12 protein-coding genes are annotated in these 14511 nt (G+C 64.5%); 6 read left to right on the top strand and 6 right to left on the bottom strand.

Translation table 11 applies throughout. The features are described from left to right. The 4 genes from FXB41_RS20080 to FXB41_RS20065 form a co-directional block, all read right to left on the bottom strand. Positions 1 to 879, bottom strand: a complete 879-nt coding sequence (locus tag FXB41_RS20080) for a branched-chain amino acid ABC transporter permease (protein WP_007599708.1) — start codon at positions 877 to 879, stop codon at positions 1 to 3. A 12-nt stretch (positions 880 to 891) separates the two neighbouring features. After that, positions 892 to 1605, bottom strand: coding sequence for an ABC transporter ATP-binding protein (locus FXB41_RS20075; RefSeq protein ID WP_007599709.1), 714 nt, complete (start codon positions 1603 to 1605; stop codon positions 892 to 894). Continuing rightward, a complete protein-coding gene (locus tag FXB41_RS20070; RefSeq protein WP_007599710.1) occupies positions 1602 to 2399 on the bottom strand; it encodes an ABC transporter ATP-binding protein in 798 nt (265 codons plus the stop codon). The genes FXB41_RS20075 and FXB41_RS20070 overlap by 4 nt, the downstream gene beginning before the upstream one ends. Positions 2400 to 2465: 66 nt before the next feature. Beyond that, positions 2466 to 3332, bottom strand: coding sequence for an IclR family transcriptional regulator (locus tag FXB41_RS20065; protein WP_007599713.1), 867 nt, complete (start codon positions 3330 to 3332; stop codon positions 2466 to 2468). 128 nt (positions 3333 to 3460) lie between these two features. On the opposite strand from FXB41_RS20065, the gene FXB41_RS20060 reads away from it, so the two are divergent. From FXB41_RS20060 to FXB41_RS20035, 6 genes are all read left to right on the top strand, one after another. Then, positions 3461 to 5557 (top strand): 3-hydroxyacyl-CoA dehydrogenase NAD-binding domain-containing protein, encoded by a 2097-nt coding sequence (locus FXB41_RS20060; protein ID WP_219682930.1) that lies wholly within the window; start codon positions 3461 to 3463, stop codon positions 5555 to 5557. Positions 5558 to 5762: 205 nt separating this feature from the next. Further along, a complete protein-coding gene (gene pimA, locus FXB41_RS20055; protein ID WP_219682929.1) occupies positions 5763 to 7457 on the top strand; it encodes a dicarboxylate--CoA ligase PimA in 1695 nt (564 codons plus the stop codon). Beyond that, a complete protein-coding gene (locus FXB41_RS20050; RefSeq protein ID WP_219682928.1) occupies positions 7454 to 8641 on the top strand; it encodes an acetyl-CoA C-acyltransferase in 1188 nt (395 codons plus the stop codon). The genes pimA and FXB41_RS20050 overlap by 4 nt, the downstream gene beginning before the upstream one ends. A 132-nt stretch (positions 8642 to 8773) precedes the next feature. Then, positions 8774 to 9964 (top strand): pimeloyl-CoA dehydrogenase large subunit, encoded by a 1191-nt coding sequence (gene pimC / locus FXB41_RS20045; protein ID WP_007599723.1) that lies wholly within the window; start codon positions 8774 to 8776, stop codon positions 9962 to 9964. Positions 9965 to 10147: 183 nt separating this feature from the next. Beyond that, the gene (gene pimD, locus FXB41_RS20040) at positions 10148 to 11290 is read left to right on the top strand and encodes a pimeloyl-CoA dehydrogenase small subunit (RefSeq protein WP_219682927.1); all 1143 of its coding nucleotides are present in this window, start codon (positions 10148 to 10150) and stop codon (positions 11288 to 11290) included. A 125-nt stretch (positions 11291 to 11415) separates the two neighbouring features. After that, entirely contained in the window at positions 11416 to 12189 is a 774-nt protein-coding gene (locus FXB41_RS20035) for an SDR family NAD(P)-dependent oxidoreductase (protein WP_219682926.1), read from the top strand. 14 nt (positions 12190 to 12203) lie between these two features. Here FXB41_RS20035 and FXB41_RS20030 read toward each other — a convergent pair whose 3' ends face one another. Further along, a complete protein-coding gene (locus tag FXB41_RS20030; RefSeq protein ID WP_219682925.1) occupies positions 12204 to 13097 on the bottom strand; it encodes a hypothetical protein in 894 nt (297 codons plus the stop codon). Position 13098: 1 nt separating this feature from the next. Beyond that, the gene (locus FXB41_RS20025) at positions 13099 to 14457 is read right to left on the bottom strand and encodes an MBOAT family O-acyltransferase (RefSeq protein ID WP_219682924.1); all 1359 of its coding nucleotides are present in this window, start codon (positions 14455 to 14457) and stop codon (positions 13099 to 13101) included. Between the last annotated feature and the right edge of the window lie 54 nt (positions 14458 to 14511).

The raw sequence follows: 14511 nt of genomic DNA, 5'->3' as shown, positions 1-14511 counted from the left end.
TCAAACTCGCTTGACGATTTGCCGGCCGAACAGGCCAGCGGGTTTGACGACCAGGACGGAAATGATCAGCGCGAGCGCGATCGGAAGCTTCAGCTCGTTGCCGACGCCGGGAATGTAGGTGCCGGCGAGGTTTTCGAAGACACCGACCAGGAAGCCGCCGACCACGGCGCCGAACGGGCTGGTCAGTCCGCCGAGCACCGCCGCGGCGAAGCCGTAGATCAGCACGCCGCCCATCATGTTGGGCTCGAGGAACACGACTGGTGCGATCAGCATGCCGGCGATCGCACCGATCGCGGACGCCATGCCCCAGCCCAGCGCAATCATCCAGCTGGTGTTGATGCCGACCAGCCGGGCCGATTCAGGCACGGAGGCGGCCGCGCGCATGGCGAGGCCGATCTTGGTGTACTGGAAGAAGAAGTAGAGGCCGAGCAGCAGCAGCACCGTGACGCCGATCATGCCGGCCTGGTGAGTCGAGATCAGCTGGCTACCGAGGAACGGCGAGGAGCCGAACGGGGTCGGATACTGCTTGATGGTGAAGTCCCAGATCAGACCGGCCGAGGAGTTGATGATCGCGAACAGCGCGATGAAGCCGGCGACGTTGGTCAGCACCGGCGCCTTGGCGAGCGGCTTGAACAGGATGCGCTCGATCGCGATGCCGCCGACAAAGGACAATGCCAGCGTGATCACGAAGGCGGCCCAATAGGGGATGCCCCATTGCATCAGCTGCCAGGAGATGAAGGTCGAGAACATCGCCATCTCGCCCTGAGCGAAGTTGAGATGGTCGATCGCCTGATAGATCATGACCACGGCGAGCGCCATGCAGGCGTAGATCGCGCCCGTGGCGATGCCGGCCAGCACTTGGTTGGTGAACAGCTCCATCGTGCCGGCTCCTCAGTAACCCAGGTAGGATTTGCGGATTTCTTCGTTGTTCGCGATGTCCTTGGCGTTGCCCGACATCACGATGCGCCCGGTCTCGATCACATAGGCCTGGTCGGCGAGCTCGAGCGCGAGCTGGGCGTTCTGCTCGACCACCAGGATCGACACCTTGTCCTCGCGGTTGATCTTGCCGAGGATGCCGAACAGGTCGCGCACGACTAGCGGCGCCAGTCCGAACGAGGGCTCGTCCAGCAGCATTAGCCGCGGCCGCAGCATGAGGGCGCGGGCGACCGCGAGCATCTGCTGCTCGCCGCCCGAGAGCGTGCCGGCCTGCTGCGTATGCCGCTGCTTGAGCACCGGGAAATGCGCATACATGCGCTCGATGTCGGAGACGATGCCGGCGCTGTCCTTGCGGGTGATGGCGCCGAGCTGGAGGTTTTCCTCCACCGTCATGGTGGTGAAGGTGCCGCGGCCCTGCGGCACATGGGCGATGCCGAACCGCACGATGCTTTCGGTGGAGCGGTTGTTCAGCGGCTTGCCGTCGAACTCGATGCCGCCGGTCGAGCGCACCATGTTGCAGATCGCGCGCAGCGTGGTGGTCTTGCCGGCGCCGTTGGCCCCCAGCAGCGTGGTCAGCGATCCCTCGCTGAGCGAGAAGGACAGGCCGTGGAGCGCCTGGACCTGGCCGTAATAGGCGCGCAGGTCCTTGACGTTGAGCAGCGTCGTCATTGGTCCTTGCTCCCGAGATAGGCCTTGATGACGTCGGGATCCGCCTGCACCTGGGCCGGCGTGCCTTCCGCGAGCTTCTTGCCGAAATTCAGCGCGACGACGTGGTCGGCGATCGACATCACGAGGCCCATGTGATGCTCGACCAGCAGCACGGTCATATGGCGTTCGTCGCGGATGCGGCGGATGAGGTCGCCGAGCACGTAGACTTCCTCGTGGTTGAGGCCGCCGGCGGGCTCGTCGAGCAGCAGGATCTTCGGATCGGCAGCGAGCGCGCGCGCCAGCTCGACGCGCTTCTGCGTGCCGAACGGCAGGCCCGACACGACGGTGTGGGCGACATCCTCGAGGTCGAGATAGGCGAGGATCTCATGCACCTTCTTGTTGACGTCGCTCTCGCTGCGGCGGACCCAGGCCAGCCGCAGCGAGTCGCTGATGATGTCGCTGGAGGTGCGGGCATGGGTGCCGACGCGGACATTGTCCATCACCGACAAATTCGGAAACAGCGCCACGTTCTGGAAGGTGCGGCCGATGCCGATCTCCGCGATTCGGTGCGGCGGGCGCGTCAGGATGCTCGCGCCCTCCATCAGGATGTCGCCGGACGACGGCTGGTACAGCCGCGAGAGGCAGTTGAAGAGCGTGGTCTTGCCGGCGCCGTTAGGGCCGATCAAGCCGAGGATCTGGCCCTTGTGCATGTCAAAGGACACGCCGTTGAGCGCGACGATGCCGCCGAACACGACGCTGACGTCGCGAACCGCGAGCAGGGGCGATGTCCCCTGCGCGAGTTGTGCCTGCGTCATCTCGTCTCGCCCACTGTGTTCAGTGAGCGAAGGGGCGATGTGAACCGCTCCCGATGACGACAAAGGCTATCTGATCCCCTCGGCCACACGCGCAACTTTCCCTCCTGATTTCAGCTTTTTGCTGACGTCTTTTTTGGAATGCGGCATCAGACCCCCAAGTGCCGCTTCGATGTTCCTTACCATCGCAAGCAGACGCGGTCCAATGTCGTTGATCAAACGCTCTTCCGTGAAGCGGAATGCCGGCGCGCCGCAATTGAATGCGTAAGGACCGGTTCCGTCGTTGAGCCTGAGCGCGACGCCGGCGGCGCCGATATCGTCGTGCCAGTCGCCGACCGAAATCGCAAATCCGTATTTCGCGACCGTCTCGCCGGAGCGTTCCAAACCGTCGCGCATCTTGGGCCAGCGGCTGCCGTAATGTTCGCGCAAGACACGAGACAGTTCCGCCCGATCGTTTTCCTCGAGCGCCCAAAAATAGGCGCGGCCCATCGCGCTGGTTGCAATCGGCACGCGGGAGCCGACGTCAAGTTGAACGCCGACCGTCTCGCTGCCGCGGCTTTGCCCGAAATAGATCATGCTGTGACGGTCGCGGCCGCCGACGGCAACGGCTCCGCCGGTCGCGCGCATCATTTCCTCGCGGAACGGTTCGGACAAATGCCGAACGCCGAGATTGGACAACGCGGCGTAGCCGAGCGCCATCGCGGCCGGCGCAAGCTGATATTTCTCGAAGCGGGGAACCGGCGTCAGATAGCCGAGCTTCGTCAACGTATAGGTCAGCCGCGAAACGGTCGGTTTGGGCAAATTGGTACGGGCCGCGATTTCCTGATTGCCAAGAAGTCCGTCGCTGGGCTGGAATGCGCGCAATACGTCTAGCCCGCGGGAAAGCGCGACGACGAAATTCCGATCGGTCGCTGTCTTCTTTCCTGTACGCTTCATCCCTGATCTGCTTCTTGCGCGGAGTCGTTGACAAGCCACGTGCTTCAAAATAACCCTGCCGTCAAGATGCGGAATTAAATTCCGCAGTGCGAAATTGAACAAAAGTTACCCCACCAAGGAGGGACACCGTGAGCGAAGTGGTCAAGCTTGAGCGTCATGACGAAGTCGGGATCGTCACGGTCGACAGCCCTCCGGTCAACGCGCTGAGCGCCGCGGTTCGCGGCGGAATTCTGGAATGCATCAAGGCCGCGGTCGCCGATCCCGCAATCAAGGGCATCGTGCTGACCTGCGCCGGCCGTACCTTCATCGCAGGCGCCGACATCACCGAATTCGGCAAGCCGCCGAAGCCGCCCGCCCTCAACGACGTGCTTTCCGAGATCGAGAATTCACCGAAGCCGGTCGTCGCCGCGATCCACGGCACCGCGCTCGGCGGCGGCCTCGAGGTCGCGCTCGCCTGTCATTTCCGTGTTGCGGTGAAGGAAGCCAGGCTCGGCCTGCCCGAGGTGAAGCTCGGCCTGCTGCCGGGCGCCGGTGGCACCCAGCGCCTGCCGCGCGCAGTCGGACCGGAGCTCGCGGTCAAGATGATCGTCGGCGGTGATCCGATCGGCGCTGCGGAAGCGCTGAAGAACGGTCTGATCGAGGAGATCGTCGAGGGCCCCGCCGCCGGAGGCGAAGCCTTCGTACGAAAGCTGCTGGCTGAAAAGCGTCCGCTGCGCCGCCTGCGTGACGACGACTCCAAGATCGCGGCGGCCAAGGCCGACCGCTCGATCTTCACCAATGCGGTCGCGGCCATGACCAAGAAGTCACGCGGCCTGGAAGCGCCGTTCGCGGCGGCCGACGCCGTCGGCTACGCCATCGACCTGCCATTCGATGAAGGGCTGAAGAAGGAGCGCGAGGGCTTCCTGAAGCTCGTCGCCAGCGATCAGTCCAAGGCGCAGCGTTATGCCTTCTTCGCCGAGCGCGAGGCCAGCAAGATCGCCGGCGTTCCTGAGGGGACCAAGCCGCGGCCCGTGAACCGCGTCGCCATCCTCGGCGCCGGTACGATGGGCGGCGGCATCGCGATGTCCTTTGCCAATGCCGGCGTTCCCGTCACTCTGATCGAGACCGGCGAGGAGCAGCTCAAGCGCGGCATGGGCATCATGCAGAAGAACTGGGAAGCGACCGCGGCGCGCGGCGGCATCCCGGCGGACGCGCCCGCCAAGCGCATGGCGCTGATCAACGGCGTCGTGGGCATCGAGAACGTCGGCGACGCCGACCTCGTCATCGAAGCCGTGTTCGAGACCATGGCGGTGAAGAAGGAAGTGTTCGGCAAGCTCGACCAGTACGTCAAGCCGGGCGCCGTGCTCGCCTCCAACACCTCGTACCTGAACATCGACGAGATCGCGAAGTCGACCAAGCGGCCGCAGGACGTGCTCGGCATGCACTTCTTCTCGCCCGCCAACGTCATGAAACTGTGCGAGATCGTGCGCGCCGACAAGACCGCGCCCGATGCCCTCGTCACGGCTGTCTCGATCGCACGCAAAATCGCAAAGGTGCCGGCCGTGGTCGGTGTCTGCGACGGCTTTGTCGGCAACCGCATGCTGGCCCAGCGCGGCAAGCAGTCGGAGAAACTGCTGTTCGAAGGCGCGCTGCCGCAGCAGGTCGACGCCGTCGTGACGAAGTTCGGCATGCCGATGGGGCCGTTCGCCATGGGCGACCTCGCCGGCCTCGACATCGGCTGGCGCTCGCGCAAGGACCGCGGCATCAAGTCGGAGATCGCGGATGCGCTCTGTGAAGCCGGGCGCTTCGGCCAGAAGACCGGCAAGGGCTATTACAAATACGAAGCCGGCTCCCGTTCGGCGCTGCCCGATCCCGAAGTCGAGAAGCTGATCGACGAGACGCTGCTTCGTTTGGGCCGCAAGAAGCGCGTCGTCAGCGACGACGAGATCCTCGAGCGCATGATGTATCCGATGATCAACGAGGGCGCGAAGATCCTGGAAGAAGGCATTGCCGCGCGCCCGTCCGATATCGACGTGGTCTGGCTCTATGGCTACGGCTGGCCGATCTACCGCGGCGGCCCGATGTTCTGGGCCGACACCGTCGGCCTCAAGCACATCGCCGATCGTCTCTCTTTCTATGCCAAGGAGACCAACGACCCCAGCCTCGAGCCCGCGCCGCTGCTGAAGAAGCTCGCGGCCGAAGGCAAGACCTTCGCGTCATTGGCCGCGACATCAAAGGCGGCGTGATTGGATTGGGCTCGGTGACCGCGAACACCTTCGCCAGGGCAACGCTCTCTCCGTTCCCTCCCCCCTTGTGGGGGAGGGTCAGGGAGGGGGGTAGCCCCGGGCGAGGTCCGAGTTCGTGGCACCCCCTTCCCCAACCCTTCCCCACAAGGGGGAAGGGAGCCCGTCTGTCCGTACCCGCCTTACGTTTGCAGAGCATTGATCGTTGATGACCCATCCCGGCGAACAGTTTTATCCCGAAGGCGTGCGCTGGGACGACACCATCGTCCAGGGCCCGCTGCCTGACCTGCTGGCAAAAGCCGCGGCAGAGTACGGACCGCGCACCGCGCTGGAATTCCGGGATCGTCCGATCACCTACACCGAACTCGCCGCGATGGCGGAGCGTGCGGCTGCCGCGTTCCTGCGCGCCGGCTGCGGCAAGCACACATCCATCGCGCTGTTCCTCGGCAATACGCCGGACCACCCCGTCAATTTCTTCGGCGCGCTGAAGGCCGGCGCCCGTGTCGCGCATCTCTCACCGCTCGACGGCGAGATCGCGCTGACCCACAAGGTCTCCGATTCCGGTTCGCGCCTGCTCGTCACCACCAACCTCGCGGCGCTGCTGCCGACCGCGCTGAAATTCCTGGAAAAGGGCCTGATCGACCGCCTGGTCGTCTGCGAGGAGGACAGTTGGGGCAAGGTCGGCACGCCGCAGGCCGCGATCCCCAATGATCCCCGCATCGTCACCTTCAAGGCCTTTGTCGAGGGCGCGACCGCACCGGCGCAGTGGCCATCCGTGACGATCGACGATGTCGCGCTGCTGCAATATACCGGCGGCACCACCGGCCTGCCCAAGGGCGCCATGCTGACGCACGGCAATCTCACCTCGGCGGTGTCGATCTTCGACATCTGGGGCAAGCCGTCCCGAGCCGCGCGTGGCGATGTGGTCGAGCGCGTGATCGGCGTGCTGCCGCTGTTCCACATCTATGCGCTGACCCTCGTGCTGCTGTGCTCGCTCCGCCGCGGCTATCTGATCTCGCTGCATCAGCGCTTCGATGTCGAAGCCGTGATGCGCGACATCGAGGTCAAGCGCGCGACCTATTTCCCAGGCGTGCCGACGATGTGGATCGCGATTGCAGCGCTCCCGGATCTCGACAAGCGCGACTTCTCCTCGCTCAGCACCATTGGCTCCGGCGGCGCGCCGCTGCCGGTGGAGATTGCGAGTTTCTTCGAGCGCAAGGTCGGCAAGAAGCTCAAGAGCGGCTGGGGCATGACCGAGACCTGCTCGCCCGGCACCGGCCATCCGCCCACAGGCCCTGACAAGCCGGGCTCGATCGGCCTGATGCTGCCCGGCATCGAGCTCGACGTCGTTTCCCTGGAAGATCCCACAAAAGTGCTGCCGCCGGGCGAAGTCGGCGAGATCCGCATCAAGGGCCCGAACGTCACCATGGGCTACTGGAACAAGCCCGAGGGATCCGCGGAGGCCTTCGTCGACGGCCGCTTCGTCACCGGCGACATCGGCTATGTCGATAGCGACGGCTATTTCTTCCTGGTCGACCGCAAGAAGGACATGATCATCTCCGGCGGCTTCAACGTTTATCCGCAAATGATCGAGCAGGCGATCTACACCCTACCAGGCGTGCACGAGGTGATCGTGCTCGGAATTCCCGACTCGTATCGCGGCGAGGCCGCAAAAGCCTTCATCAAGCTCAGGCCCGGCGCAAAGCCGTTCTCGCTCGACGAGCTGCGCGCGCAGCTCGCCGGCAAGCTCGGCAGGCACGAATTGCCGGCGGAGGTCGAATTCGTCGACGATCTGCCGCGCACGCCGGTCGGAAAGCTGTCGCGCCATGAGTTGCGCCAGCAGCAGAAACCATCACAATCCGCCCAACTTGTCACCCGACTTGCATCAGGAGATCGCTCTTGACCGACGCCGTCATCGTTTCCACCGCCCGCACCCCGATCGGGAAGGCCTATCGCGGCGCGCTCAACGCCACCGAGGGCGCAACCCTGCTCGGCCACGCCATCGGCGAAGCCGTCGCGCGCGCCAAGATCGACCCCAAAGAGGTCGAGGACGTCGTGATGGGCGCTGCGCTGCAACAGGGCGCGACCGGCGGCAACATCGCGCGCAAGGCGCTGCTCCGTGCCGGTCTCCCCGTCACGGTCGCCGGCACCACCATCGACCGGCAATGCGCCTCGGGCCTGCAGGCGATCGCGCTCGCCGCACGTTCGGTGATCTTCGACGGCGTCGAAATCGCGGTCGGCGGTGGCGGCGAGTCCATCTCGCTGGTGCAGAACGACAAGATGAATGGCTTCCACGCGCAGGACCCGGCGCTGCTCGAGATCAAGGGCGATGTCTACATGCCCATGATCGACACCGCGGAGATCGTCGCCAAGCGCTACGGCATCTCACGGGAGAAGCAGGACGAATATTCGCTGGAGAGCCAGCGCCGCACGGCCGCGGCCCAGCAGGGCGGCAAGTTCAGGGACGAACTCGCGCCGATCACCACCAAAATGGCGGTGACCGACAAGGCGACCGGTGCAGTCTCGTTCAAGGACGTCACGCTCTCGCAGGACGAGGGCCCGCGCCCCGAGACCACCGCTGAAGGTCTCGCCGGCCTCAAGGCCGTGCGCGGCGAGGGATTTTCGGTCACCGCCGGCAATGCCAGCCAGCTTTCGGACGGCGCCAGCGCGAGCGTGATCATGAGCGACAAGGAAGCGGCGAAGCGCGGGCTGAACCCGCTCGGCATCTTCCGCGGCTTCGTCTCCGCCGGCTGCGAGCCGGACGAGATGGGCATCGGCCCGGTGTTCGCGGTGCCGCGCCTGCTCAAGCGTCATGGCCTCACCGTCGACGACATCGGCCTGTGGGAACTGAACGAAGCCTTCGCGGTGCAGGTGCTGTATTGCCGCGACAAGCTCGGCATCGACCCCGACAAGATCAACGTCGACGGCGGCGCGATTGCGGTCGGCCATCCCTACGGCATGTCGGGCGCGCGCCTCACCGGCCACGCTCTGATCGAAGGCCGCCGCCGCAAGGCGAAGTACGCGGTCGTCACCATGTGCGTCGGCGGCGGCATGGGCGCGGCGGGGCTTTTTGAGGTGTTGCAGTAGCCGTCGTCCTGGCGAAAGCCAGGACCCATACTCCGCAGCCGGAGTGTGGTGCTCAGACAGCCTTCGCATAACGAAGGCCGGTGGTAATGGGTCCTGGCTTTCGCCAGGACGACGAGGAAACAGGAGGATCCGATGGATCTCGCATTCACGAAAGAAGAGCAGGCGTTTCGCGAGGAAGTGCGGTCATTCTTCCGCGACAACGTGCCGCCGGATACCCGGCGCAAGCTGGTCGAGGGCCGCCACCTCTCGAAGGACGAGATGGTGACGTGGTGGCGCATCCTCAACAAGAAGGGCTGGGGCGTCAGCCACTGGCCGAAGCAATATGGCGGCACCGGCTGGACCTCCGTGCAGCACTACATCTTCAACGAGGAGCTGCAGTCCTATCCGGCGCCGCAGCCGCTCGCCTTCGGCGTCAGCATGGTCGGTCCCGTGATCTACACCTTCGGCAATGAAGAGCAGAAGAAGCGGTATTTGCCCCGCATCGCCAATGTCGACGATTGGTGGTGCCAGGGTTTCTCCGAGCCCGGCTCCGGCTCCGACCTCGCCTCGCTGAAGACGAAGGCCGAGCGCAAGGGCGACAAGTGGATCATCAACGGCCAGAAGACCTGGACCACGCTCGCCCAGCACGCCGACATGATCTTCTGCCTCTGCCGCACCGACCCATCCGCCAAGAAGCAGATGGGCATCTCCTTCATCGTGTTCTCGATGAAGTCGAAGGGCGTCACCGTGCGCCCGATCCAGACCATCGACGGCGGCGCCGAGGTCAACGAAGTGTTCTTCGACGACGTCGAAGTGCCCTATGAGAACCTGATCGGCGAGGAGAACAAGGGCTGGGATTACGCCAAATTCCTGCTCGGCAATGAGCGCACCGGCATCGCCCGGGTCGGCGTCTCCAAGGAGCGGCTGCGCCGCATCCGCGACCTCGCCGGCAAGGTCGAGTCGGGCGGCAAGCCGATCATCCAGGACGCCGCCTTCCGCGACAAGCTCGCGGCCTGCGAGATCGAGCTCAAGGCGCTCGAGCTGACGCAGCTCCGCGTCGTCGCCGACGAAGGCAAGCATGGCAAGGGCAAGCCCAATCCGGCGTCGTCAGTGCTGAAGATCAAGGGCTCCGAGATCCAGCAGACCACCACCGAACTGCTGATGGAAGTGATCGGCCCGTTCGCGGCACCCTATGACGTGCACGGCGACGACGGCTCGAACGAAGCCATGGACTGGACCGCCCAGATCGCGCCGAGCTACTTCAACAACCGCAAGGTCTCGATCTACGGCGGCTCCAACGAGATCCAGCGCAACATCATCGCCAAGGCGGTGCTGGGGCTGTGAGTCAAGGATGACGGTGTCGTCCCCCGCGAAGGCGGGGGACCCAGTACGCCGCGGCGGTCGTGAGTACAAGCGGACGGCTGCGTTTACTGGATCCCCGCTCCAGTGCGCAATTGCGCACAAGGCGGGGATGACGTCTGAGAGTGAGGCGACGGCACGGCAATTCCGGCCGATTTGGAGAGAAACATGGATTTTGATCTGAACGAGGAGCAGCGGCTTCTCAAGGAAAGCATCGACGGCCTCTTGACCGATTCCTACGATTTCGAGAGCCGCAAGAAGTACGTGAAGGAGAAGGGCGGCTGGAGCCGGACCGTCTGGGGCAAGCTCGCCGAGCAGGGCCTGCTCGGTCTGCCCTTCGCGGAGGCCGATGGCGGCTTCGGCGGCGGCGGCGTCGAGACCATGATCGTGATGGAAGCGCTCGGCAAGGCGCTGGTGCTCGAGCCTTATCTCGCAACCGTCGTGATCGGCGGCGGCTTCCTGCGGCATGCGGGCAGCGATGGGCAGAAGGCCGCGCATGTGCCCAGCATCGTCGACGGCAGCAAGACGCTCGCCTTTGCCCAGCTTGAGAAGAACTCGCGCTACGATCTCTTCGACGTCACCACGACGGCGAAGAAGAGGGGTGATGGTTGGGTCATCGACGGCGAGAAGTTCGTCGTGCTCAACGGCGAGAACGCAGACACCCTCATCGTGACCGCGCGCACCAGGGGCGAGCGCCGCGACAAGAGCGGCATCGGCGTGTTCCTGGTGCCGGCCAACGCCAAGGGCGTCGCCAAGAAGTCATACCCGACCCAGGACGGCCTGCACGCCGCCGACATCACCTTCACCGGCGTCGAAATCGGTGCCGATGCGGTGCTCGGCAATCCCGACGACTCGCTCGCGCTGATCGAGCGTGTGGTCGACGAAGCCCGCATCGCGCTCTGCGCCGAAGCGGTCGGCCTGATGGACGAATCGCTCAAGACCACGGTCGAGTACATCAAGACGCGCAAGCAGTTCGGTGTCGCGATCGGCTCGTTTCAGTCGCTGCAGCACCGCGCCTCCGACATGTTCGTCGCCACCGAGCAGGCGCGATCGATGTCGATGTTCGCGACCATGGCTGCTGATTTCGAGGACGCCAAGGAGCGCAGCAACGCCGTTGCCGCGGCCAAGGTGCAGATCGGCAAGTCGCTGAAGTTCGTGGGGCAGCAGGCGATCCAGCTCCACGGCGGCATCGGCATGACCATGGAGGCGAAGATCGGCCATTACTTCAAGCGCCTGACCATGATCGAGAACTCGTTCGGCGACACCGACTACCATCAGCGCCGCGTGGCGGATGGTGCCGGGTTGATCTAGGGCTCTCCACCGTCATTGCGAGCGAAGCGAAGCAATCCAGAGTCTTTCCGCGGAGACGGTCTGGATTGCTTCGTCGCTACGCTCCTCGCAATGACGGAGTACGCGGCCTCAACGGAGCAACAACAATGAAAAACACCCCGTTCGATCTCACCGGCAAGGTCGCCGTGGTCACCGGCTCCAGCCGCGGCATTGGCCGCTCTTCCGCCGAACTGCTCGCAAAGCTCGGCGCCAAAGTCGTGGTCTCCTCGCGCAAGGCCGATGCCTGCCAGGACGTCGCCGACGGCATCAAGGCGGCCGGCGGCGAGGCAACCGTCATTCCCTGCAACATCGCGCGCAAGCAAGAGGTCGAGGCGCTGATCGCGGGCACGATCAAGCACTACGGCAAGATCGACATCCTCGTCTGCAACGCCGCCGTCAACCCGTATTACGGCCCGCTGCTCGACATCACCGACGAAGCCTTCGACAAGATCATGGGCTCGAACGTCAAGAGCAACATCTGGCTTTCCGCGCTGGCGATCCCGCAGATGGCGGAGCGAGGAGGCGGCTCCGTCGTCATCATCTCCTCGATCGGCGGCCTGCGCGGTTCGACCGTGATCGGCGCCTACGGCATCTCGAAAGCCGCTGACTTCGCGCTGTGTCGTTCGCTCGCCGGCGAATGGGGCCCGAAAGGCGTCCGCGTCAACTGCATCGCGCCCGGCCTCGTCAAGACCGACTTTGCCCGCGCGCTGTGGGAAGACGACGCAAATCTAAAGCGCCGCACCGCCACCACCCCGCTGCGCCGCATCGGCGAACCCGACGAAATCGCAGGCGCGGTGGCCTACCTCGCCTCGGATGCTTCGAGCTTCATGACCGGACAGACCATCGTCATCGACGGCGGCGTGACCACGGCGGCGCCGTAGCCGCCGCTCCTCCGCTACGGGCGGCGCTCGGCCAAGGTGCGTTCGATGGCGCTCTCGATGGCGCGTACGACGATCAGGGCCGAACGTTCGTCGAGATGCACGCCGTCGTCCCAACGCAGCTCGCGTCGCGGCGGATCGATCGGCAGCCAAAGCGCGCGATCCGGGAAGGCTTCGTCGACGATCTCGTTGGTGATCCCGACCATGCGCGAGCCTTCGATCTCCGGCGCAAACGGAACGTGAATCAGAAACACGCGGGTGCCGCGCCGCTGCAGTTCCTCGATGAGCTGTCTGACGCGGACCACATTCGCGCGTACCGGCACGGTCGGGTCAGCTTCGTTCATCTGCTCCAGCGCGCGGTCGAGATAGACCTTGTTGTCGAACGTGCCCGGCGGCTGGCTGAGCAGGCGATCCCGCTCGGCGCGCGCCCGGGCGGGATCGGGTTCACCGTGTTTCCAGCTTTCATAGCCCGCGACCGCTGTTCGCACCGGGCGCAGCAGCAGCGCTTCGGTGCGCGCGCCGCCGGAAAATTTCTCGATCAGCGCGCTATCCGGCTCGCGCGTCAGGACATTCGTCTCGATCAGCACGATCTTCGGCGGGGTCGGTCGGTTCGCGACGATCTCGAGACCCGTCACCGGTGAGCCGCCCGCCAGCGAAAGATTGCGGACGCGCGGCGGCGAGAAATACTCCTCCTTGAGGCGCCAGGCGACCGAGCTGCCGACCAGCACGATATCAGGCGTGGGATCCCGCACATAGCGGTTGAGGCTGACGAGGCTGCCGCCGCGGGTCGTGACCGCCGGCTGCTGCAGGGCCGAGCCGAAGCGCGCCGTGGTGAAGGCGCAGGCCAGCAGCAGCGCGGCTGCCGCCACCGCGCACTTGATCAGCCATGAAAGCGAAAAATCCTGCTGCATGTCAGAACTGGAAGTAGATGAAAGTGCTGTCGGGCCCCGCCTCGAGACAGGCGAGCGCTGCGAGCGCGCCATAGAGATACGGCTCCCATCGCCGCAAGCGGCCTTCGACGAACGCGCCGATGCCGATATGCTGGAGGATAACAGGCAAGGCGTAAAGCAAAGCCAGATTGGTGAACAGTTTTGGCGGATTGGGCGCGTCCGTCGCTACGAACATGCCCTTGAGGTAGCTGAGCGCGTGGTCGAAGTTCGGCAGCTTGAAGAAGATCCAGAGCATCGTGACGCAGAAGAACACGATGCCCATCCGGATCACCCGCACCGCGGGGCTTCGATCGCCCAGCAGCTTCAGGAACGGTCGTTCGATCACGAGCAGAAACCCGTGCGCCATCCCCCACAGCGCGTAGCTCAGGCTTGCACCATGCCAGAGACCGCCAAGCGTCATCACGATCATCAGGTTGAGAGTGGTTCGTGCCGGTCCATGACGGTTGCCGCCGAGCGGAATGTACAAATAGGTCCTGAGCCAGCTCGACAATGAGATGTGCCAACGCGTCCAGAACTCCGAGAATGAAATCGAGATGTAGGGCAAATTGAAGTTCACGGGCAGGCGATAGCCGAACAGCAGGCCGAGGCCGAGCGCAATCGCCGAGTAGCCGAAGAAGTCGGCGTAGATCTGGTAGCTGTAGAGGAACACCAGCAGCCAGCGGTCCTGCGTGCGCAGCGTCTCGTAGAGCGGGAAGTCCATATAGGACGTCATCTCGTTGAGATTGTTCGCCACATACAGCTTGAAGAAATAGCCGACCAGAATCCACTTCGCGGCCTCGACGAAGGCGACGTCGCCGATCCGCTTGGGAACGATCTGCGGCATGAACTGGGCCGCACGCGTGATCGGGCCGGACACCAGCTGCGGAAAGAAGATGATGTAGAGGAACACCTCGCGCAAGCGCACGGTGCGCTTCTCGCGCGTCAGATCGACCAGCAGGCTGATGTTGTGGAACGCGAAGAACGAGATGCCGATCGGCAGCGGCAGCCGCAGCAGGAAGTCGATCGGCGCGGAGCCGGTCAGATGGGCCGCGGCGGCGTCAACGAACAGGAACTTGTATTTGAAGAACGCCAGCAGGCCGAGATTCAAGACGATGCCGGCCGGCATCCAGAAAGTTCGGTTATCAAACGCAAGCACGAGGCAGAGATAGGTGCCGAGCACCGCAACGAGCAGCAGCGGCAGCAGCTCGGGCTGGCCGAAGCCATAGAAGAACACGCTTGCGAGGACGAGCAGCGGGACCTGGAAGCTGCGCAGCGAAGGCAGGTAATAGACGCCAAAGACGATCGCGACGAAGACGCCGAACTGAAAAGAAGTGAAGGTCATGCCGCCCCATCTGCCCGCCCGGCATGTAGCATTTTCGCATTCTCCGTCCTAGTC

It is taken from the genome of Bradyrhizobium canariense (assembly GCF_019402665.1).
GTDB classification, from domain to species: domain Bacteria; phylum Pseudomonadota; class Alphaproteobacteria; order Rhizobiales; family Xanthobacteraceae; genus Bradyrhizobium; species Bradyrhizobium canariense.
The sequence above is the reverse complement of the archived record's forward strand: the minus strand, read 5'-3'. Positions and strand labels throughout refer to the sequence as shown.

Coding starts and splice junctions, on each gene's coding strand:
- FXB41_RS20080 (WP_007599708.1), bottom strand. CDS start 879: ATGGAGCTGTTCACCAACCAAGTGCTGGCCGGCATCGCCACGGGCGCG.
- pimD (WP_219682927.1), top strand. CDS start 10,148: ATGGATTTTGATCTGAACGAGGAGCAGCGGCTTCTCAAGGAAAGCATC.
- FXB41_RS20075 (WP_007599709.1), bottom strand. CDS start 1,605: ATGACGACGCTGCTCAACGTCAAGGACCTGCGCGCCTATTACGGCCAG.
- FXB41_RS20030 (WP_219682925.1), bottom strand. CDS start 13,097: ATGCAGCAGGATTTTTCGCTTTCATGGCTGATCAAGTGCGCGGTGGCG.
- FXB41_RS20035 (WP_219682926.1), top strand. CDS start 11,416: ATGAAAAACACCCCGTTCGATCTCACCGGCAAGGTCGCCGTGGTCACC.
- pimC (WP_007599723.1), top strand. CDS start 8,774: ATGGATCTCGCATTCACGAAAGAAGAGCAGGCGTTTCGCGAGGAAGTG.
- FXB41_RS20065 (WP_007599713.1), bottom strand. CDS start 3,332: ATGAAGCGTACAGGAAAGAAGACAGCGACCGATCGGAATTTCGTCGTC.
- FXB41_RS20025 (WP_219682924.1), bottom strand. CDS start 14,457: ATGACCTTCACTTCTTTTCAGTTCGGCGTCTTCGTCGCGATCGTCTTT.
- FXB41_RS20070 (WP_007599710.1), bottom strand. CDS start 2,399: ATGACGCAGGCACAACTCGCGCAGGGGACATCGCCCCTGCTCGCGGTT.
- pimA (WP_219682929.1), top strand. CDS start 5,763: ATGACCCATCCCGGCGAACAGTTTTATCCCGAAGGCGTGCGCTGGGAC.